Here is a 20,570-nt window from a genome sequence, read left to right as displayed (position 1 = left end):
CATTCCGCGCGCACCATAACGGGACGGGCGGATCATTTCAGAGATTTCGCTGGCCCCGGGCGCATCTCGCGTCCGGGGCCATTGTCGTTGCGCATCAGTTCAACGCCGTCTCCGACGCCGCGATCCACGCGACCACGGCTTCGGAGAAGCCGTTGACGCGGGTCCAGGCGCCGTGACCGACACCGTGCTGATACGAGGCCACGTTGACCATGGTGCCGCGCGCCTTGGGCTCGGGCACCTGGTCGTGACTCTGCTCGTCGGTGAAGACGATGAGGCGATCGCCCTTGCGGTCGATCTCCGTCACCGCCTTGCCGAGATAGGTTCCGCCATGCGGCTGCGAGTTGATGATCGCATCCCGCAGCGCGAAACCGCGGCGGGGAGGGACCTTCACGACCTCGTTGGAGAAGGTGAAGATCTCGACCTCGTCGCAGATCTCGCGGGCGAGAATGGCAAGGCCACACGCCGCCTCCGCGCGCGTCATTTCCGACTGCGCGGAGAGCGTTGCGAACATCGAGCCGGACACGTCGATCAGGAGCCGGGTGCGGCCCGGAAGCCGCACATGGTCCTTGATCGACTTGAGCATCGCAGCCTCGAGCTCGGGCTCGAAGTCCGGCGCATAGCGCGCCGCCGTGATGAAGCGATAGGGCAGGATACGATCCGTCCGCATCGCCTCGATCGCGCCTGCGATGCTCTCGCGCGGGACCTGCGCGTTCTGCATCAGGCGCAGATTGCGCAGTAGCGCCAGGCCGCCGAGCTTTCGCTCGGCGATCAGCCGCTCGAAGGTCTCGCGCTTGTTCTTGCCGGCCGAGAGCGAAACCTCCCAGGTGTCGGGGGAGGCGAGCTCGCCATCGACGAGCTGCTTCCACACCTTCGCCTGATCGGCGTCTTTCGGCTTGGCGTGCACCAGGAACAGAACGTCCCTGATCCGCACCGCGCCGTCGCGGTCCCACTTGGCGAGCTGATAGGCGTCGAACTTGGTCAGCGCGCGGGCAAGACCCTTCTTCACCTGTGCCGAGACCGGCTGGCGCTTGCGCTGCTGCATCGGCCCCAGCGCATCCGCCCAGTAGATCGCGAGCAGCTCCGTCATCTCGTCGGGACGCTGGATCACCTGGGCGAGCGTGTCGGCAACGAGGGTGCGGTGCCTCTCGTTCCGCGCCATCTCGCGGATGACGAGGAGCGGTGCGTGCCGCAGCTTCATCACCTCGCGCGCCTCGATCGCAAGCTGCGCAACGCGCTCCGGCGCGACCTTGGGTACGAGGGCCTTGATGCGGTCGGCGATCGCAACGCCGTCCTCGTAGAACTGGTCCTCCCACAGGAGGCAGTTCATCAGCGCGCGCTTCAGCTCCATCTCGGGCGTGAAGCGAATTGCGCGTGCGCCCTCCCGCGTGAAGGCGCGAACGATCTTGTTGAGCCTGACCATGATGGCCTCCTCTTGGGTTGATGGGGATGGAAACGGTGCCGGGGAACAGGCGAGGCTGTACTGCCCTTGCGGGCAAGTCACATGCTCTACCGCTGAGCTACGGACTTTCGTCCGGAAGGAGTCGAACCTTCGACATTGCGATCCGAAGTAACAGCGCTCCTCACCACCGGCGGTGGCTAGGGGACACGATCCGGGAACGGGCGATTGCTGTACCCGACGAGCCGAAGCTCGCCGGAAAGCGCTCTATCCTCTGAGCTACCGGTGCATGGGACACCGGGCGGGATTCGAACCCGCGACCTCTCGCGTTGCAGGCGAAGTAACAGAAATCTTCACCACGGATCGTGATGGGGTTGGCGGGGAACGATCGATGCTGTTGCTGCCCTTGCGGGCGATCCGCCTTTCGGCGCGCAGGGTTCGAACCTGCTCGGCGCTTTCCCGCCTTTACCACGAAGTAACAGACATCTTCACCACCGCCAGGCCAGTGCTTTCGCATCGGCCATTGATGGGTACGCTGGGGAACGGGCGATATCGGCTTTCAGTGACAACAACACAGTCTCTGTCCCGAACGGACAGATCCTGCGCCGGGCCGCGTGCAAGCCTTTTCCGAGGCCGCATCCCGGTGCGTGTGTCAAAGGCGGGAGGCATACCCGCTGTGCCGTGTGGAGAAGTATCCGACATCTTCACCACCAGCGTCGGTTGAGCCGCGATCCCTCACGGCAAACCGAGTTACAAAAATTCGATCGCGGCGCTGTCGACGCGCCGCACATTGCGAACCCACTGGGTTCGCTCTGCCATCGGTGTCCGGCTCATCGCCTCGTTCCCTCCGGCAGGCCCCGCGCACTTGGGCACGCGCCTCTCCAGCGCGAGCCCCGAGATCCGGGTCTCTCGTTCCGGCCATTGCCGGGATGTTCGGTGGGGCCGCGCGGCGGGCAACAAAAAACCCTCCGGAGCGGCAGGCTCGGGAGGGTCCGTGAGAAGCGGACTGTCGATCTTGCGGTCAGGCAAGATCGCTCCCATGAGCCGGGCATGCGCAATCGAACAGCTTTGGGCTATTCGGTATGCGGACAGTTCTTTCGTAGCGGTACGACATCGCTCGGTTCATGGTGTCTGTCGCAAACGGAAGTGCTTGCGAGGGCGCGGGACATACGCCCGCAACTTGCGGATGTCAAGCGAGACGCGCGAGGAAACTGAAATTGACGGACGCATGACTTGCAAAAACTATCTGGGGCTCGACGGATTTCGCTTCGGCTGGGTCGCAGCGTGGATCGACGAGCGCGGCGATCAAGGCTTCGATTATTCGCCAAGCCTGATGCGTCTGCTCGCAATCCCGCACGCCCGCGCGATGATCGACATGCCGATCGGACTGAACGCGAGCGGCTACCGCGCCTGCGATTTGCGCGCACGCGAACTGATCGGCCCAGCCGTGTTTCTCGGCGCGCGCCGCGACCTCTGGGCGTTCCACGACATGGCGGCGGCCAATCGCCATTACTGGAAGCACGAAGGCGAGGGCAGGGGCGTGTCGGCGCAGCTCTGGAATATCAGGGACAAGATGAGGGAGGTCGACGAGGCCATGACGCCGGCGCGGCAGGCGACGATCGGCGAAGCGCATCCGGAATTGATCTTCTGGAATCTGGCAGGACGCGTGCGGCTCGAACCGAAGTCCTCGCCGCGGGGCCGCGAGCAGCGTATCGCGCTTTTGAGAGGCCGCGGCTTCACTGAGGTCAAGAGATGGCTCACGCTTCGCCACGGCACCGGGATCGGTCGCGACGATCTCATCGACGCCTGTGCCTGCGCTGTCGCAGCGCGCGACAGCACGCAATCCGTTGGTGACGGCAGGATCGATCCGCGCGGACTACGGATGGAGATCAACTTCTGAAGGCGATCAGCCCTGCCGCTCGCCTTTACCTTCCAGCCGGCAGCGACTATTGCGGCTTGGAGTCGAGCGGACGTCTTCGTCGTCCAGTCTTGTTGCTCTCGCTTCGTACTCCTCGGCCATCGCCCGCAACCGCTGCGCCGCTTTGCTGTGCGTGAGATCGTTCGCGACGCGGCGACAGCGTTCGGCGTGGTCGAGCAGGGCGCGTTTCTCGATGTTCATTAAGCGACAACGCGCGAGGGGGCCATTGGTCCCTTTGAGAGCCGCCGGAACAGAGCGATGCCGTCGCAGTGAGATCGGGAAAAAATAGCAATATTTTGTCGTCGCCTGGAACGTGGCGCCTGAGCCGACGTTCTACGCCAGAGGCTGTCGAGGGATATACAATACAATGTACGACGTGTGCCAATTGGCGACCGCGATGCTCGCGGTTGCCTTTACGGCCCTGCTGCTGATCACGGGTCAACGGTTCATCGAGTCTCGGCTGCAGTATGAAGCAATGCCCCCGTTCGTGGCGATGGCGACACTGCCGCCCTAGCACAGCCGGAAGTGACTTGCGCGGTGCGGTACCTTGCCTAGATTGAGCACGCCTCAGTCCATGCACCCAGAGTCCCGATGTCCGATATGTCCTCCATTCCTGTCCCCAACTGGGACCGTCTGTCAGTCTTTCCGATCACCAGGCGCTGGCCACCCAAGCATCCGGAATTACTTCAGCTCTATTCGCTGCCGACGCCGAACGGCGTCAAGGTTTCGATCATGCTGGAGGAGATCGAGCTTCCTTACGAAGCGCATCTCGTCGACTTCGGCAAGGACGAGCAGAAGACGCCCGAATTCCTCTCGCTCAATCCCAACGGTAAGATTCCGGCGATCCTCGATCCCAACGGTCCCCGCGACAGGAAACCATTGGCGCTGTTCGAGTCCGGGGCGATCCTGCAATATCTCGCGGAGAAGACCGGCAAGCTGCTGCCGCAGGATGCCGCGCGGCGTTATCAGACGCTGCAATGGCTGCACTTCCAGATGGGCGGCGTCGGGCCGATGTTCGGCCAGGTCGGCTTCTTTCACAAATTTGCCGGCAAGGACTACGAGGACAAGCGGCCGCTGGGACGCTACGTCGACGAGTCCAAGCGCCTGCTCGGCGTGATGGAGGCGCACCTCGCCGGCCGGCAATGGTTCATGGATGACGACTACACCATCGCCGACATCTCCATGCTCGGCTGGGTGCGCAATCTCATCGGCTTCTACGGCGCCGGCGATCTCGTCGAATTCGCCCAGTTCAAGGCGGTCGGCGCCTGGCTCGAACGCGGCCTCGCGCGTCCCGCGGTGCAGCGCGGATTGAACATTCCGGCAAGGCCCTGACAAGGCCCTGAGGCTAGAACAGCCGTCCGCCGTTCGGCACCGGCTTGCTCGGCTGCACCAGCACCACCTTGCCGTCGGCATCCGGGAAGCCGAGCGTCAGCACCTCGGAGACGACCGGGCCGATCTGGCGCGGCGGAAAATTGACGACGGCCGCGACCTGTTGGCCCACGAGGGTTTCGAGCGGGTGGTTTTCGGTGATCTGGGCCGAGCTCTTGCGCACGCCGATGGCGGGGCCGAAATCGATCCACAGCCGCCAGGCCGGCTTGCGCGCTTCCGGAAACGGTTTGGCGTCGACGATGGTGCCGACACGGACGTCGACCGCGAGGAATGTGTCGAAGTCGATGGTCGGTGCGGCCGCCGCTGCGGGATCGTGGGTGACGTGCATGGGATGTCCGTTCGGTGGGGTGACGCGTCTCGCGACATTGTCGCGCGACGCGGAGTTTCGTACAACGCCACGCACATCATTGCTACGCCATGCGCGAGGACCGTCTTGCCCACCATCATCTACGGCATCAAGAACTGCGACACCATGAAGAAGGCCCGCGCCTGGCTCGATGGCCATGGCGTGGCTTACGCGTTTCACGACTACAAGGCGGCGGGTGTCGAGAAGGACAGGCTGAAGCAGTGGAGCGACAAGGTCGGTTGGGAGACCCTGCTCAATCGCGCCGGGACGACCTTCAAGAAGCTGCCCGACTCCGACAAGGAAGGCCTCACCGAGAAGAAGGCGCTGGCCTTGATGCTAGCGCAACCATCGATGATCAAGCGGCCGGTGCTCGAAATCGGCGGCAAGCTGTTGGTCGGCTTCAAGCCGGATATCTATGCCAAGGAGGTCGGCGGCAAGGCGCGCTGACGGCTAGTTCAGCTCAATGATCTCGTTGGAGATGGCGCGGCCCGGCTGGTCCGAGAACTCGACCGGATCGGCGGGTGCGATGCGGCCGGGGGCGCGATGAAACAGCTCGCGATCGATCACGGCCCGCAGCTTCGGGCGCGGCAGCGCGTCATTTCCGCGCATCAGATTCTTGATCTCGAAGCCGCCGTCCTCGCAGAAGGTCTTTACTGACGCGATGACGTGGCTGACCCTGCCGTCGGTCAGGAACGGCAGCAGCAGCCGCTCATACGCGACGATTCGGCCATAGGCGTCGTCGACGTCGGCAACGCTGTAGATCGGAAGGCCGCGCGCGACGCATTCATGATAGATCGGCATCACGTATGGTGCGAGCCGCGGCCCGACGTAATCATCGAGCGAAACGCCCTTGCCGGTATGCCCATAGGCGCGCGAGATGCGCGTGCCTTCGCTCTGGATGACCAGACGCGGCGTCGGCGTCGAAAGCTCCACCGTATAATAGATGAGATCCGACAGCTCCTCCTCGAGCCGCGCGGGCTGATACTCCCAGATCGCGGGAGCGATCTGCTGGCGCGCATAAAGTCGCAGCCACGTGTTGAGGAGATCACGCTGGCGGATCGACTTGACGACGGAGGGAGCGGCGCTTGCAAAATCCAAGACAATATTCTCCGCGCGTGAAAACCCTGGGATGATCGGGCTTGCGGGAAAATTTTCGATGAAGGCTGGCGCGGGAGACGAAAGACCGTTAACGACGGCTTGATGGCCGGTGCCTTGCGAACCGGAAAGGCCGGGCAGGCACGACATCGACCTCTGCGACTAAGGGAGCATTTGTACCCCGGCCGGAGGCCTGACCTGCTCAGCTTTCCGCCTTGCCTAACCCCCGTCACCTCCGGCATATTCCGCGCCCGGAGGCGGCGCCCCGGTGGGCTGCAAGGCCTCCGGACAGCCGAAGCAACAAGGACAGCCACGCGCCGCGCGCGGGCAGGGGGAAAACTGTTTGGCCGATGAGTTCATTCTCGAAACGGAAGGCTTGACCAAGGAGTTCGCGGGCTTCTTCGCCGTCCGCGACGTTGCGCTCAAGGTTCGCCGTGGGAGCATTCATGCGTTGATCGGCCCGAACGGGGCCGGCAAGACGACCTGCTTCAATCTTCTGACCAAGTTCCTCAAGCCGTCGGCCGGGAAAATCCTGTACAAAGGGCAGGACATCACCGCGATGGCGCCGGCGGATGTGGCCCGCATGGGGCTGGTCCGTTCGTTCCAGATTTCGGCGGTGTTTCCCCATCTCACCGCGCTCGAGAACGTCCGTGTCGCGCTGCAGCGCCAGCATGGCTCTTCGTTCGATTTCTGGCGCTCCAAGTCGGTGCTCAACCGCTTCAACGACCGCGCGCGCGAGCTGTTGAACGATGTCGGCCTCAACGAGTTTGCCAACACGCCGGCGGTCGAGATGCCCTATGGGCGCAAGCGTGCACTTGAGATTGCGACCACGCTGGCGCTCGACCCGGAGATGATGCTGCTCGACGAGCCGATGGCCGGCATGGGCCACGAGGACATCGACAAGATCGCGGCGCTGATCAAGCGCATCTCCGCGAAATACACCATCCTGATGGTCGAGCATAACTTAAGCGTCGTGGCCAACCTCTCCGATATCATCACCGTGCTGACGCGCGGGCAGGTGCTCGCGCAAGGCCACTACTCCGAGCTCACCAAGGACGAGCGCGTCAAGGAAGCTTACCTGGGAGCCGGTCATGCCTGATACAGCGATCGCCGAGGCTCCGGCCAGGGCTGCGACCGGCGGGAACATCCTGCAAGTCCGCAACTTGGAAGCCTGGTACGGCGAGTCTCACATCCTGCACGGGATCAACTTCGACGTGAACGCGGGCGAGGTCGTCACCCTGCTCGGGCGCAACGGCGCCGGCAAGACGACGACGCTGAAGTCGATCATGGGCATCATCGGCAAGCGCACCGGCTCGGTGAAGTTCAACAACCAGGAGATCATCCGCGCGACCTCCGACAAGATCGCGCGCATGGGCGTCGCCTTCTGTCCGGAAGAGCGGGGCATATTCTCCAGCCTCGACGTCCGCGAGAATTTGATGCTGCCGCCGGTTGTCCGCGAAGGCGGTTTGCCGCTCGACCAGATCTTCGAGCTGTTCCCGAACCTGAAGGAGCGGCTGAACAGCCAGGGCACCAAGCTGTCGGGCGGCGAGCAGCAGATGCTGGCGATCGCGCGCATCCTACGCACCGGCGCGAGCTTCCTGATGCTGGACGAGCCGACCGAGGGTCTTGCACCCGTCATCATCCAGCAGATCGGCCATACCATTGCGCGGCTCAAGAAGGAGGGCTTCACGATCCTCCTGGTCGAGCAGAACTTCCGCTTCGCTTCCACCGTCGCCGACCGCTATTACGTAGTCGAGCACGGCAAGATCATTGACGGGTTTTCCAATTCGGAGCTTGCCGCCAACATGGACAAGCTCCACACCTATCTCGGTGTGTAGCCGAGCAGGCCGGACGATCGAGAGTAACTATCAAAGGAATATTGGGAGGTCGGATTATGAAGCACAGCATTTCGGCAATGTTGCTCGGGACGGCCCTGGCGCTCGGCGCGGCAGGCGGCGCGGTCGCGCAGGACAAGAACATCAAGATCGGCGTGCTGACCGACAATTCAGGACTTTATGCCGATCTCGGTGGCGCCGGCTCGACCGTCGCCGCACAGATGGCGATCGAGGATTCCGGGCTCGCTGCCAAGGGCTGGAAGCTCGACCTGATCTCCGCCGACCATCAGAACAAGCCCGACATCGGCTCCACGATTGCTCGGCAATGGATCGACGTCGAGAAGGTCGACATCTTCATGGATGTCCTGAACTCCGGCGTTGCGCTGGCGGTGAACAACATCGTCAAAGAGAAGAATTCCATCCTGATCAACACAGGTGCGGCGACGTCGGATCTCACCAACGCGCAATGCTCGCCGAATACGGTCCACTGGGTCTATGATACCTATATGCTGGCCAACAGTACCGGGCAGGCGCTGGTGAAGGCGGGCGGCGACACCTGGTATTTTCTCACCGCGGACTACGCCTTTGGCCATGCCCTCGAGCGCGACACCGCCGCGGTGGTGGTGAAGTCGGGCGGCAAGGTGATCGGCAACGTCAAGCATCCCCTGAATACCGCTGACTTCTCGTCCTTCCTGCTTCAGGCGCAGGCCTCCAAAGCCAAGATCATCGGCATGGCGAATGCCGGCGGCGACACCACCAACACCATCAAGCAGGCGTCCGAGTTCGGCATCGTCTCGGGCGGCCAGAAGCTTGCGGGCCTGCTGCTCTTCATCACCGACGTGCACTCGCTCGGTCTGAAGGTGGCGCAGGGCTTGAATTTCACCGAGACCTTCTATTGGGACATGAACGACGGCACGCGCGCCTTCTCCAAACGCTTCTCCGAGCGGATGAAGAACAAGGCGATGCCCTCGATGGTGCAGGCCGGGGTCTATTCGGGCCTGCTGCACTATTTCAAGGCGCTGGAGGCGATGGGCGGCAATCCGCATGACGGGGCCAAGGTGGTCGCCAAGATGAAGGAGATGCCGACCGACGATGCGTTGTTCGGCAAGGGAGCGATCCGTGCGGACGGTCGCAAGCTGCATCCGGCCTATCTGTTCGAGGTCAAGAAGCCCGAGGAATCCAAGGGGCCCTGGGACTATTACAAGCTGATCGGCACGACGGCCGCGGATCAGGCGTTCCGGCCACTGTCCGAGAGCGTCTGTCCGCTCGTGAAGAAGTAAGTGTGACGATGCGAGCCGGCGCAACGGCGCCGGCTTGCTTTTGGGGAACGACGAGAAGGGACCGGGTGCGGGATCGATGCAGGCTCTTTACGCTCAGCTACTGGTGGGACTGATCAACGGCTCGTTCTACGCGCTGCTCAGTCTCGGGCTTGCCGTCATCTTCGGCATGCTCAACATCATCAATTTCGCCCATGGCGCGCTCTACATGATGGGCGCCTTCGTCGCCTATTTCCTGTTGAACCTCGGCGGCATCAACTATTGGTGGGCGCTGCTGCTGGCGCCGATCATCGTCGGCATCTTCGGCATGATCCTGGAACGGACCATGCTGCAATGGCTGACCGGGCTCGATCATCTCTACGGTCTGCTCCTGACCTTCGGCATCGCGCTGATCGTGCAGGGCGTGTTCCAGAACTATTTCGGCTCCTCGGGCCTGCCTTACGCCATTCCCGACCAGCTCAGGGGCGGCATGAATCTCGGCTTCATGTTCCTGCCGATCTACCGCGGCTGGGTCGTCGTGTTCTCACTGGCGGTGTGCCTTGCGACCTGGTTCCTGATCGAGAAGACGCAGCTCGGCGCCTACCTGCGCGCCGCGACCGAAAATCCGACCTTGGTGCGTGCCTTCGGCATCAACGTGCCGCGCATGATCACGCTCACTTACGGTCTCGGCGTCGGCCTTGCCGCGCTCGCCGGCGTGCTCTCGGCGCCGATCAACCAGGTGCGGCCGCTGATGGGTGCCGACCTCATCATCGTCGTGTTCGCGGTGGTGGTGATCGGCGGCATGGGCTCGATCATGGGCTCCATCATCACCGGCTTTGCGCTCGGCGTGATCGAGGGCCTGACCAAGTATTTCTACCCCGAGGCCTCCAACACCGTCGTGTTCGTGCTGATGGTGCTGGTGCTGCTGGTGAAGCCGACGGGATTGACGGGAAGGGCGGCCTGAGATGACAACCCTGACGGACGACACGCTTCCTGTGACCCCGCGCGCAATGCGCGACGAGATGATTGTATTCGCAGTGATGGCGCTGCTGCTCGCAGCGGTGCCATTCACGGGCGTCTATCCGTTCTTCGTGATGCAGGCGCTGTGCTTTGCGCTGCTCGCCTGCGCCTTCAATCTGCTGGTCGGCTATGGCGGCTTGCTGTCGTTCGGCCACGCGATGTTTCTGGGCACGGCCGGCTATTGCAGCGCGCATGCGCTGAAGGTCTGGGCGCTGCCGCCCGAGCTCGGCATTCTCGTCGGCGTCGCCGCGGCGTTCGTGCTCTCGATCGTCACCGGCTACATCTCGATCCGACGCCAGGGCATCTATTTCTCGATGATCACGCTGGCGCTGTCGCAGCTCCTGTACTTCATCTATCTCCAGGCCCCGTTCACCCATGGTGAGGACGGCATCCAGGGCATCCCGCAGGGACGCATGTTCGGCGTGCTCGATCTGTCCAAGCCGACGGTGCTGTACTATGTCGTGCTGGTCGGCTTCCTCGCCGGCTTCCTCCTGATCTTCCGCATCATCAACTCGCCGTTCGGCGAGGTGCTGAAGTCGATCCGCGAGAACGAGCAGCGCGCGATCTCGCTCGGCTACCGCACCGACCAATACAAGTTCCTGGCCTTCGTGCTGTCGGGGACGCTCGCCGGCCTTGCCGGTGCGCTGAAGGTGTTCGTGGCGCAGAACGCTTCGCTCACCGACGTGCACTGGACGATGTCGGGCGAGGTCGTGCTGATGACGCTGGTCGGCGGGCTCGGCACCGTTTTCGGTCCCGTGGTCGGCGCCTTCGTGATCATCGCCATGCAGCAATATCTGGCCGGCTTCGGCCAGTGGGTGACGGTGATCCAAGGCGCGATCTTCGTGGTCTGCGTGCTCACCTTCCGCCGCGGCGTCGTCGGCGAAATCGCGCATTACTTCCGACGTTCGCTCTAAGTAACTGATATTGCATAGGTTTCATTGATGCATGAAAGCGGTGGATGACCCGGCTCCGCGGGCGTGAGGCGACACGCGCGCGGATCGAAAATGGTCTATGACAGTTTTATGACAGCCCTCACGGGCCTGACCATTTCCAACCGGTAGCCTACCCCCATGATGCGATGGTTTCGTGCGTTCCTGCCCAGGGAAGAGCGGTTCTTCGACCTGTTCGACCGCCATGCCCAGACCGTGATCCAGGGCGCGGTCGCGCTCCAGGGCATGCTCAACGGGGGCGAGGAGACGCCGGTCTATTGCCAGCGCGTCAACCAGTTCGAGAACGACGCCGACAATATCACCCGCGAGGTGCTGACGGCGGTGCGCCGCACCTTCATCACCCCGTTCGACCGCGGCGACATCAAGAACCTGATCACGTCGCTGGACGATGCCATCGACCAGATGCAGCAGACGGCCAAGGCCGTGATGCTGTTCGAGGTGCGCAGTTTCGAGCCGCCGATGCGCGAGATCGGCGGACTCTTGATCGAATGCGCCAATCTGGTCGGCCGTGCGCTGCCGCTGATGCAGGAGATCGGCAAGAACGTCGCCATGCTGACCGCGATCACCGAGGAGCTCGGCAAGCTCGAGGGCCGTGTCGACGATCTCCACGACATCGGCCTGAAGGAGCTGTTCCTCAAGCATCGCGACGGCAATGCGATGGATTTCATCGTAGGGGTCGAGATCTACGACCATCTCGAGAAGGTGGCCGACCGTTTCGATGACGTCGCCAACGAGATCAACAGCATCGTCATCGAGCAAGTGTAGGGCAGGGCCGCCGTGGATGCTGCGTTGGCTTTTCCCGTCCTGGTCGGCCTGATCGCCGTCGCGCTGCTGTTCGATTTCCTGAACGGCCTGCACGACGCCGCCAATTCGATCGCGACCATCGTTTCGACCCGCGTGCTGCGACCGCAATTCGCGGTGTTCTGGGCCGCGTTCTTCAATTTCATCGCCTTCCTGGTGTTCGGGCTGCACGTCGCCCAGACCATCGGCACCGGCATCATCGATCCTGCGGTCGTCGACGCCCAGGTGATCTTCGCAGCCCTCGTCGGCGCCATCGTCTGGAACCTCGTGACCTGGGCGCTCGGCATTCCATCGTCGTCGTCGCACGCGCTGATCGGCGGGCTCGTCGGCGGCGGCTTGGCCAAGGCCGGTATTTCGGCCGCGGTGTGGAGCGGCCTGTCCAAGACCGTGCTGGCGATCGTGCTGTCGCCGCTGGTTGGCTTCCTGCTCGCAATGGCGCTGGTTGCGATCGTGTCCTGGGCCTCGGTGCGCTCGACGCCGTTCGCGGTCGACCGCGCCTTCCGCATCCTGCAATTCGTCTCCGCTTCGCTCTATTCGCTCGGCCATGGCGGCAACGACGCGCAGAAGACCATGGGCATCATCGCGGTGTTGCTCTATTCGCAGGGCCATCTCGGCAGCGAGTTCTCGGTGCCGTTCTGGGTGGTGCTGTCGTGCCAGGCGGCGATGGCGCTGGGCACGCTGATGGGCGGCTGGCGCATCGTCCGCACCATGGGCCTGCGCATCACGAAATTGACCCCGATGCAGGGCTTTTGCGCCGAGACCGGGGGCGCGGTGACTCTGTTCATGGCGACCTATCTCGGGGTTCCCGTCTCGACCACCCACACCATCACCGGCGCCATCGTCGGCGTCGGCGCCGCCCGCCGCGTCTCGGCCGTGCGCTGGAACGTCGCAAGCTCGATCGTCTATGCCTGGGTGATCACGATCCCGGCCTCAGGCATCGTGGCCGCGCTGACCTGGTGGGTGGTCCAGCTCGTCAAGTGACGAGCTTCAGTCCGATGATGCCGGCGACGATCAGGCCGATGCTGGCGAGGCGGAAGGCCGTCGCCGGCTCGCCGAACAGAACCATGCCGAGCGTCGCGGTGCCGACCGCGCCGATGCCGGTCCAGACCGCATAGGCGGTTCCGACGGGCAGGGATTTGAGCGCAAATCCGAGCAGGATGACGCTGCCGGCCATGGCCGCGAGCGTGACCGCGGACGGGACAAGCTTGCTAAAGCCCTCGGTGTATTTCAGGCCGATGGCCCAGGTGATCTCGAGAAGACCGGCGACGAACAGGATGCTCCAGGCCATGACGACCCTCCATTCAAGGCAGGGTCGTCCCCGCGGCTGGTGTGCTGATGGGCAGGGAGGTCGTCCTCCCAAAAGGGGGGATATGGGGCTGGCCGGAAGTCTCCGCAATCACCAAATGAGGCTTGATCAGGCCCGTTTTCCCTGCCACACGCTCCCGCCATGTCCGACATCGCCGCCACCACAGCCGAATCGCCGGCCCGTTCCCCGCTTGCCGCCGAGGTGGCGAGGCGGCGGACCTTTGCGATCATCTCCCATCCCGACGCCGGCAAGACCACGCTGACCGAAAAGCTGCTGCTGTTCGGCGGCGCTATCAACCTCGCCGGCCAGGTCAAGGCCAAAGGCGAGCGGCGCAACACGCGTTCGGACTGGATGAAGATCGAGCGCGAACGCGGCATCTCGGTGGTGACCTCGGTGATGACCTTCGAGTTCGAAGGCCTCGTCTTCAACCTGCTGGACACGCCGGGCCACGAGGACTTTTCGGAAGATACCTATCGCACGCTGACGGCGGTCGATTCCGCCGTGATGGTGATCGACGCGGCCAAGGGTATCGAGGCGCGCACCCGAAAGCTGTTCGAGGTGTGCCGTCTGCGCGACATCCCGATCATCACCTTCATCAACAAGATGGACCGCGAGAGCCGCGACGTGTTCGAGCTGCTCGACGAGATCGAGAAGACGCTGGCGCTCGACACCACGCCGATGACCTGGCCGGTCGGCCGCGGCCGCGACTTCCTCGGCACCTATGACGTCGTCAATGGCGGCGTGCGCCTGCTCGAAGGCGGCGGCGCCAAGACCGGCGCGGCGCTCGAGATCGAGATCGAAGAGCTCGCCAAGCTCAACGCCAATCTCGACGTCTCCGCCGTGAAGGACGAGCTCGAGCTCGTCACCGAGGCGTCGAAGCCGTTCGAGCTGGACGCGTTCCGCGAAGGCCACCTGACGCCGGTCTATTTCGGCAGCGCGCTGCGTAATTTCGGCGTCGGAGACCTCCTGGAGGGCCTCGGCAAGTTTGCGCCCGAGCCGCGCGCGCAGGACAGCGACCAGCGCAAGGTCGAGGCCACCGATCCGCGCATGAGCGCCTTCGTGTTCAAGATCCAGGCCAACATGGATCCCAACCACCGCGACCGCATCGCGTTTGCGCGCCTGTGTTCGGGCAAGCTCAGCCGCGGCATGAAGGCCAAGCTCGTGCGCACCGGCAAGAGCATGCCGCTGTCGAGCCCGCAATTCTTCTTCGCACAGGACCGCTCGGTCGCGGACGAAGCCTTCGCCGGCGACGTCGTCGGCATTCCCAACCACGGCACGCTGCGCATCGGCGATACGCTGACCGAGGGCGAGGATTTCAACTTCGTCGGCGTGCCGAGCTTCGCGCCGGAAATCGTCCGCCGTGTCCGTCTCACCGACGCGATGAAGGCGAAGAAGCTGAAGGAAGCGCTGCAGCAGATGTCGGAAGAGGGCGTGGTGCAGGTGTTCCGCCCCCGCGACGGCGCCCCGGCGCTGGTCGGCGTGGTCGGCGCGCTGCAGCTCGACGTGCTCAAGGCCCGGCTCGAGGCGGAATATTCGCTGCCGGTCGAGTTCGAGGTCAGCGAGTTCCAGCTGGCGCGCTGGGTCTCCTCGGAGGACCGCAAGAAGCTCGACAGCTTCATCGCCGCCAATAATTCGAGCATTGCCGACGACGTCGACGGCGATCCCGTCTATCTCGCCCGGAACGAGTTCTACCTCGGCTACACCAAGGAGCGTGCCGAGGGTATCGAGTTCAGCAACGTCAAGGACGTCAAGAAAAAGGGGTAATGTTTCCCAGACGTTCTCCGTGATGCAGGACGGCAACGCATAGCGAGGTCGACGGTCATGAGGCGGCGCGAATTCATCATGCTCGTTGCAGGCGCGGCGGCCTATCCGCTGAGCACATCCGCGCAGGGGAATGTGCGGCGGATCGGTGTGTTGGCGGGAGGCAGGTCGAGCGATCCGGAGAGCCAGGCCGGCTACCAGAAACTGAGACAGCGTCTGGGTGAACTCGGTTGGGAACAGGAGCGCAACATCCATATCGAGTATCGCTGGTGGGCCGGCGATCCGAATGTTGCCGATGCCCAGGCGGCGGAGCTCGTGAAGTGGGGGCCGGATGTGCTTCTGGCAATCGGCACTCCCTCTGTGGAAGCCCTGAGGCGACGCGCGCCGACCTTGCCGATCATCTTCACGGTCGTTGCCGATCCCGTGGGTGCCGGTTTCGTCCAAAGCCTGGGCAAGCCGGGCGGAAATATCACGGGCTTCACGACTTTCGAGCCTGAAATGGCCGGCAAGTGGCTGCAATTGCTCAAGCAGGCGGCCCCGGCGATACGACGGGTTGCCGCAATCTTCAATCCGCGCACGGCGCCCATGATCTTGATGCCGTCCGTGGAAGCGGCCATTCCGGCAGTCCAGCTCCAGCTCGTTCCGGCGCCGGCGCCCAACGCCGCCGAGCTCGAACAGGCGATCTCCCGCTTTGCAGAGCAGCCAGACGGCGGGCTGCTGATCTTTCCCGACGCATTTCCACTCGTTCATCGGCAATTGATTCTGAACTTGGCGGCCGCGCATCGTCTGCCGGCGATGTATCCGTTCCCGTCCTTCGTCACGGACGGCGGGCTGATGTCTTACGGAGTCTCGATTACGCAGCTCGTCGGTCGCTCGGCGGATTATGTCGACCGCGTCTTGAGAGGAACCCGTCCCGCAGACTTGCCAGTCCAACAACCGAATGAATTCCAGTTCCTGCTCAATCTCAAGACAGCCAATGCGTTGGGGCTGAATTTACCGCCCACGCTGGTGGCGCAAGCGGATCAGATTGTCGAGTGAAGCGAACCATCGCGGCCAGCCTTGAAGCTTTCATAGCCGTCGCCACCTGTTGCAAATGCCATTGCGGTCCCGGTACATGTGGCGCTGCATTCTTGTTCTTGCCTTGCTGGCAATGACCTCGATCGCCGCCGACGCGCAGCGACGCCAGATCAATCCGATTCCGTTCGCGCACGAGCCTTGCAGCGTGCTCGACGGCGAGCCCTGCACGCCATCCTATTGCAGCCCGCTCGAGCCCGGCCCCTGTATTCCCGAGATCGACTACCCTTACGGCCAGAACCTCCAGCTCACGATCGAGAGCGTGCCTGCCGAGGCCGACCGCGCCAAATACCGGAAGCCCGATCACGATCTCGACACGATCGGCGACCTCTTCGCCGCGCTGCGCAGCTGCTGGTCGCCGCCATTGGACCATGCGCGCGCGGGCATGCAGATGTCGGTGCGTTTCAGCTTCAACAAGGCCGGTGGCCTGATCGGCCCGCCGCGCCTCACATACGCGACTGCGGGCGTGCCGGCGGACACCCGGACGACCTATCTGAACGCCATCAATGCATCGCTGAAGGCCTGTCTGCCGCTGAAATTGACCAGCGGGCTCGGCGGGGCGTTGGCCGGGCGGCCCATCGCGATCCGTTATGTCGACAATCGGGAGCTCGGCAAATAGCGCGCGAGTTGCGAGCATCGGCCGATCGATGATACCTCAGTGGCGGGGGCTGCTTTGCGGGGAGGATGTCGTGGGTCTGCTGGTCATGATCCTGGGGCTGGTGCTGTTTTTTGCATCCCATATTTTCACAACCAGACGGAAGGCGCGCGCGCAGGCGATCGCGAGGCTGGGCGAGGGGACCTACAAGCTCCTCTATTCGGCGGTCTCACTGGCGGGGTTGGTGCTGATCATCTGGGGCTATGCCCATTACCGCAGCTCCGGCTGGATCGATGTCTGGTATCCGCCGAAGGCGATGAAGCACATCGCGCTGGCGCTGATGCTGCCCGCGGTGATCCTGGTGGTCGCCTCGTATCTACGCGGCCGCATCTACGCGACCTTGAAGCATCCGATGCTGGCTGGCATCAAGCTGTGGGCCGCGGCGCATTTGCTCGCCAATGGCGATCTCGGCTCCATAATCCTGTTCGGCTCGTTCCTCGCCTGGGCGGTCTATGACCGCATCTCGCTGAAAGCTCGCACCGACGCCGGTGCCCCGCCGATTCCGGTCGGCGGCCCCACCAACGATCTGATCGCGGTCGCGGTCGGCGTGGTCGCCTATCTGGCCCTGGCCTTCGCCTTCCATCCGGTGGTGATCGGTGTGCCCGTGATCGGGGTCTAGCCGATCGGCGCAAGACGGGGCTCGCCTGACCGTGCGGGGAAGATAACGAGAGCAACAAGCCGAGGGCATCCCATGGACTGGTCGCAATCTCAGATCCCGCCGATGCGGCTCGAGTCGCGTTTTGGCGAGCGGGTGGTGCCGGCATTTTGCGATCGGCCATCGAGCCTCTGGGCGATGATCGCGGAGGCGCGCGGCCGCAATGCCGATGGCGAAGCCTTGATCTGCGGCAATGTCCGGCTGAGCTGGCGGCAGGCAGCGGAGCAGGCGGCACGGATCGCTGCGGGATTGCGTAAGCTCGGATTGCAGCGTGGCGATCGCGTCGCCATCCTGCTCGGCAACCGCATCGAGTTTCCGCTGCTGCTGTTTGCCGCGGCACATGAGGGGCTGGTGACCGTGCTGCTCAGCACGCGCCAGCAGAAGCCGGAGATCGCCTATGTGCTCGCCGATTGCGGCGCGAAGATCCTGATCCACGAGGCCTCGATCGCCGAGCGACTGCCCGACGCAAAGGACGTGCCCGATGTGATCCGTCGCATTGCCATCGATGACGATGCCGCGCGGTCGAGCTTCTCTTCGCTCGCCGAAAACGCTCCGGCATCGGCACCGATCGAGGTGAGCGAAGAGGACACCGCGATGATCCTCTACACCTCCGGCACCACGGGCAAGCCGAAGGGCGCGATGCTGGCCCATTGCAACATCGTCCATTCCTCGATGGTGTTCGTGTCCTGCCTGCAATTGACGGAGGTCGATCGCTCGATTGCAGCTGTGCCGCTCGGCCATGTCACCGGCGTCGTCGCCAACATTACGACCATGATCCGCTGCGGCGGGACGCTGATCATCATGCCCGAGTTCAAGGCCGCCGATTACCTCAAGCTCGCCTCGCGCGAGCGCGTCACCTACACGGTGATGGTGCCGGCGATGTACAATCTCTGCCTGCTCCAGCCCGACTTCGACGGCTATGATCTGTCGAGCTGGCGGATCGGTGGCTTCGGCGGCGCGCCGATGCCGGTCGCCACCATCGAGAAGCTCAAGGCGAAGATTCTTGGCCTGAAGCTGATGAACTGCTACGGCGCGACCGAGACGACCTCGCCCTCGACCATCATGCCGGGCGAGCTGACCGAGCGCCATATCGACAGCGTCGGTCTGCCGTGTCCCGGCGCGCGCATCGCTGTGATGGGCCCGGACGGGCGCGAGCTGCCTCCCGGCGAGATCGGCGAGCTCTGGATCCAGAGCGCCTCCGTGATCAAGGGCTACTGGAATAACCCGAAGGCCACCGCCGAAAGCTTCACGGGCGGATTCTGGCATTCCGGCGATCTCGGCTCGGTCGATGCGGAAGGCTTCGTTCGCGTGTTCGACCGGCAGAAGGACATGATCAATCGCGGCGGCCTGAAGATCTATTCGGCCGAGGTCGAATCCGTGCTGGCCGGCCATCCCGCCGTGGTCGAGAGCGCGATCATTGCCAGGCCTTGCCCGGTGCTGGGCGAGCGCGTCCATGCCGTGGTGGTGACGCGACAGCCGGTGACCGATACGGACCTGCGCGCCTGGTGCGCCGAGCGCCTGTCCGACTACAAGGTTCCCGAAACCATGGCGATCACGGCAGACCCGCTGCCACGCAACGCCAACGGCAAGGTGCTGAAGCGCCAGCTGCGGGAGCTGCTGGGAGCTTGAGCCCGGCAGGGGCATCCGGGATGTCCCGGGTGGTTAACGCCTTGATCGGGCTCGCTTTGCCTTGCCACCGCCATATCGTTAGGCTACCTCGCCGCCACACGGGGACGGGATTCCTGACGCGAACGCTTTGGCGCGCGCACCCGGACGGGCATGGGATTGGCATAAGTGTCTGAATTATTTGACGAAGTAAACGAGGAAGTACGTCGCGAACAGTTCAAGAAGCTGTGGGACAAGTATTCGATCTACTTCATCGCGCTGATGGTGCTGATCGTCGCCGGCGTAGGTGGCTGGCAGGGTTATAGGTACCTGGAGGCCAAGAAGGCCGCCGAGGCGGGCGCCGCTTTCGAGAAGGCCATTGAGCTGTCCGAGCAGGGCAAGCATGAGGACGCCGAGAAGGCCTTCACCGAGCTCGCCGCCAAGGCGCCGTCCGGCTATCGCACCCTGGCGCGGCTACGTGCTGCGGCCGAGGCCGCGAGCCGCGATCCCAAGGCCGCTGCGAAGATGTATGACGACATCGCCGCCGACCGCAGCATTGGCGGCGAGTGGCAGGATCTGGCCAAGATCCGCGCCGCGGGGCTCCTGCTCGACAGCGCCGGCTACGCCGACATGCAGCAGCGGCTCGAAGCGTCGGCTGCGCCGAAATCGACCTTCCGCCACAGCGCCCGCGAGATGCTGGCGCTGTCAGCCTGGCGCAACAACGACATGACTGCAGCCCGCAAATGGCTCGAGGCGATTGACGGAGACGGCGAAACGCCGCCCGGCCTGCGCTCTCGCGCCGAGGCGCTCCAGGCTTTGTTGCCGCCCGTCGCCAAAAGCTGACGACGGTTCTCTGACGTAACGAGACACCAAGATGCGCCGCACGCCACGCTTGATCGCAGCCGCCGTCCTGATCGCCTTCACCGGCGTCCTGGGCGGCTGCTCCAGCTTCGATCCGAGCGATCTGCTCGACTTCCTCGACACCAAGAAGAAGCTGCCGGGCGACCGCAAGCCGGTCTTCCCCGAGGGTGTGCCGGGGCTCGAGCAGGGCGTGCCGAGGGATCTCTACAAAGGCGCACAGCAGCAGCAGCCCGACCCGAACGCACCTGCCGTCGCGGCCCTGCCTGCGGAGCCGGAGCCGGCCAAGCCGGCAAAGGGGGCCAAGGCAAAGAATACCAAGCAGTCCGCCGCGCCGGCCGAGGTACCCGTCGGCGAGGTCGACGGCGAGGCGCAGCCGGAGGCAGCGCCGGCGACGTCCGCTCCGCCGCCCAAGCACAAGATCGTCCGCAGGCGCACCACCGCGCCGCCGCCAGATCAGCCGGCCCAGCAGGCGCAGCCGACCCAGCAGGCGCAGCCGACCAAGCCCCCGCAGCAGCAATCGCAGAGCGCCTTCCCGGCACCGCTGCCGAGCGGCAGCTTCTCGCGCTAGAGCATGATCCGGACCCGGAGGGCCGCGCTAGCGCAAAGTGTGAAGCGGTTTTCCGAAAAGATCATGCTCAAACAATATT

General features: G+C 63.9%; 23 protein-coding genes and 1 tRNA gene. 18 read left to right on the top strand and 6 right to left on the bottom strand.

Annotated elements, in window-relative coordinates:
* Positions 1-94 precede the first annotated feature (94 nt).
* On the bottom strand, positions 95-1,420 hold the full coding sequence (locus ACTEK7_RS05660) for a TROVE domain-containing protein (RefSeq protein WP_036022630.1): 1,326 nt from the start codon (positions 1,418-1,420) through the stop codon (positions 95-97).
* Positions 1,421-1,526: 106 nt separating this feature from the next.
* Positions 1,527-1,682, bottom strand: a tRNA-Arg gene (locus tag ACTEK7_RS05655).
* A gap of 942 nt (positions 1,683-2,624) precedes the next feature.
* Between ACTEK7_RS05655 and ACTEK7_RS05650 the strand changes: the two genes are divergently transcribed.
* The gene (locus ACTEK7_RS05650) at positions 2,625-3,296 is read left to right on the top strand and encodes a DUF429 domain-containing protein (RefSeq protein WP_036000909.1); all 672 of its coding nucleotides are present in this window, start codon (positions 2,625-2,627) and stop codon (positions 3,294-3,296) included.
* Between the two features lie 6 nt (positions 3,297-3,302).
* On the opposite strand, the gene ACTEK7_RS05645 is transcribed toward ACTEK7_RS05650, so the two are convergent.
* A complete protein-coding gene (locus tag ACTEK7_RS05645; RefSeq protein ID WP_128262035.1) occupies positions 3,303-3,515 on the bottom strand; it encodes a hypothetical protein in 213 nt (70 codons plus the stop codon).
* Positions 3,516-3,681: 166 nt separating this feature from the next.
* Here ACTEK7_RS05645 and ACTEK7_RS05640 point away from each other — a divergent pair, with 166 nt between their 5' ends.
* Both ACTEK7_RS05640 and ACTEK7_RS05635 read left to right on the top strand, forming a co-directional pair.
* Complete coding sequence (locus tag ACTEK7_RS05640) at positions 3,682-3,828, top strand: hypothetical protein (RefSeq protein WP_192893234.1); 147 nt, start codon at positions 3,682-3,684, stop codon at positions 3,826-3,828.
* A gap of 86 nt (positions 3,829-3,914) precedes the next feature.
* Positions 3,915-4,646, top strand: a complete 732-nt coding sequence (locus tag ACTEK7_RS05635) for a glutathione S-transferase family protein (RefSeq protein ID WP_225146780.1) — start codon at positions 3,915-3,917, stop codon at positions 4,644-4,646.
* Positions 4,647-4,659: 13 nt separating this feature from the next.
* Here the strand turns inward: ACTEK7_RS05635 and ACTEK7_RS05630 are convergent, their stop codons facing one another.
* Positions 4,660-5,031: a tRNA-binding protein gene (locus ACTEK7_RS05630; RefSeq protein ID WP_157284543.1), complete on the bottom strand. Its 372-nt coding sequence runs from the start codon at positions 5,029-5,031 to the stop codon at positions 4,660-4,662.
* Between the two features lie 105 nt (positions 5,032-5,136).
* Between ACTEK7_RS05630 and ACTEK7_RS05625 the strand changes: the two genes are divergently transcribed.
* A complete protein-coding gene (locus ACTEK7_RS05625; protein WP_036000881.1) occupies positions 5,137-5,496 on the top strand; it encodes an ArsC family reductase in 360 nt (119 codons plus the stop codon).
* A 3-nt stretch (positions 5,497-5,499) separates the two neighbouring features.
* Here the strand turns inward: ACTEK7_RS05625 and ACTEK7_RS05620 are convergent, their stop codons facing one another.
* On the bottom strand, positions 5,500-6,147 hold the full coding sequence (locus tag ACTEK7_RS05620; RefSeq protein ID WP_167361655.1) for a hypothetical protein: 648 nt from the start codon (positions 6,145-6,147) through the stop codon (positions 5,500-5,502).
* A 340-nt stretch (positions 6,148-6,487) separates the two neighbouring features.
* Here ACTEK7_RS05620 and ACTEK7_RS05615 point away from each other — a divergent pair, with 340 nt between their 5' ends.
* From ACTEK7_RS05615 to ACTEK7_RS05585, 7 genes are all read left to right on the top strand, one after another.
* A complete protein-coding gene (locus tag ACTEK7_RS05615; protein WP_018317619.1) occupies positions 6,488-7,243 on the top strand; it encodes an ABC transporter ATP-binding protein in 756 nt (251 codons plus the stop codon).
* Entirely contained in the window at positions 7,236-7,982 is a 747-nt protein-coding gene (locus ACTEK7_RS05610) for an ABC transporter ATP-binding protein (protein WP_036022650.1), read from the top strand. The genes ACTEK7_RS05615 and ACTEK7_RS05610 overlap by 8 nt, the downstream gene beginning before the upstream one ends.
* A gap of 56 nt (positions 7,983-8,038) precedes the next feature.
* Positions 8,039-9,259: an ABC transporter substrate-binding protein gene (locus ACTEK7_RS05605; RefSeq protein ID WP_225146633.1), complete on the top strand. Its 1,221-nt coding sequence runs from the start codon at positions 8,039-8,041 to the stop codon at positions 9,257-9,259.
* Positions 9,260-9,335: 76 nt separating this feature from the next.
* Complete coding sequence (locus ACTEK7_RS05600) at positions 9,336-10,199, top strand: branched-chain amino acid ABC transporter permease (protein ID WP_036000843.1); 864 nt, start codon at positions 9,336-9,338, stop codon at positions 10,197-10,199.
* Between the two features lies 1 nt (position 10,200).
* A complete protein-coding gene (locus ACTEK7_RS05595; RefSeq protein WP_036022655.1) occupies positions 10,201-11,169 on the top strand; it encodes a branched-chain amino acid ABC transporter permease in 969 nt (322 codons plus the stop codon).
* 156 nt (positions 11,170-11,325) lie between these two features.
* On the top strand, positions 11,326-11,970 hold the full coding sequence (locus tag ACTEK7_RS05590) for a DUF47 domain-containing protein (RefSeq protein WP_036000836.1): 645 nt from the start codon (positions 11,326-11,328) through the stop codon (positions 11,968-11,970).
* Between the two features lie 12 nt (positions 11,971-11,982).
* Positions 11,983-12,987, top strand: a complete 1,005-nt coding sequence (locus ACTEK7_RS05585; RefSeq protein WP_036022657.1) for an inorganic phosphate transporter — start codon at positions 11,983-11,985, stop codon at positions 12,985-12,987.
* On the opposite strand, the gene sugE is transcribed toward ACTEK7_RS05585, so the two are convergent.
* The gene (sugE, locus tag ACTEK7_RS05580; protein WP_036022660.1) at positions 12,980-13,294 is read right to left on the bottom strand and encodes a quaternary ammonium compound efflux SMR transporter SugE; all 315 of its coding nucleotides are present in this window, start codon (positions 13,292-13,294) and stop codon (positions 12,980-12,982) included. The genes ACTEK7_RS05585 and sugE overlap by 8 nt on opposite strands.
* 159 nt (positions 13,295-13,453) lie before the next feature.
* Here sugE and ACTEK7_RS05575 point away from each other — a divergent pair, with 159 nt between their 5' ends.
* The 7 genes from ACTEK7_RS05575 (at position 13,454) to ACTEK7_RS05545 (ending at position 20,491) form a co-directional block, all read left to right on the top strand.
* Entirely contained in the window at positions 13,454-15,076 is a 1,623-nt protein-coding gene (locus tag ACTEK7_RS05575) for a peptide chain release factor 3 (protein WP_036034125.1), read from the top strand.
* Between the two features lie 57 nt (positions 15,077-15,133).
* Complete coding sequence (locus ACTEK7_RS05570; RefSeq protein ID WP_225146634.1) at positions 15,134-16,111, top strand: ABC transporter substrate-binding protein; 978 nt, start codon at positions 15,134-15,136, stop codon at positions 16,109-16,111.
* A 76-nt stretch (positions 16,112-16,187) separates the two neighbouring features.
* Positions 16,188-16,766 (top strand): hypothetical protein, encoded by a 579-nt coding sequence (locus ACTEK7_RS05565; RefSeq protein ID WP_225146635.1) that lies wholly within the window; start codon positions 16,188-16,190, stop codon positions 16,764-16,766.
* A 70-nt stretch (positions 16,767-16,836) separates the two neighbouring features.
* Complete coding sequence (locus ACTEK7_RS05560) at positions 16,837-17,421, top strand: NnrU family protein (RefSeq protein ID WP_225146636.1); 585 nt, start codon at positions 16,837-16,839, stop codon at positions 17,419-17,421.
* A gap of 72 nt (positions 17,422-17,493) precedes the next feature.
* Positions 17,494-19,086: a class I adenylate-forming enzyme family protein gene (locus ACTEK7_RS05555; protein WP_225146637.1), complete on the top strand. Its 1,593-nt coding sequence runs from the start codon at positions 17,494-17,496 to the stop codon at positions 19,084-19,086.
* Positions 19,087-19,251: 165 nt separating this feature from the next.
* On the top strand, positions 19,252-19,905 hold the full coding sequence (locus tag ACTEK7_RS05550; RefSeq protein WP_225146638.1) for a tetratricopeptide repeat protein: 654 nt from the start codon (positions 19,252-19,254) through the stop codon (positions 19,903-19,905).
* 31 nt (positions 19,906-19,936) lie between these two features.
* On the top strand, positions 19,937-20,491 hold the full coding sequence (locus ACTEK7_RS05545; protein ID WP_225146639.1) for a hypothetical protein: 555 nt from the start codon (positions 19,937-19,939) through the stop codon (positions 20,489-20,491).
* Positions 20,492-20,570 lie beyond the last annotated feature (79 nt).

The organism is Bradyrhizobium sp. JHI2711 (assembly GCF_056156565.1).
Note: the sequence above shows the minus strand (reverse complement) of the source record. Positions and strands in the feature narration are given on the sequence as shown.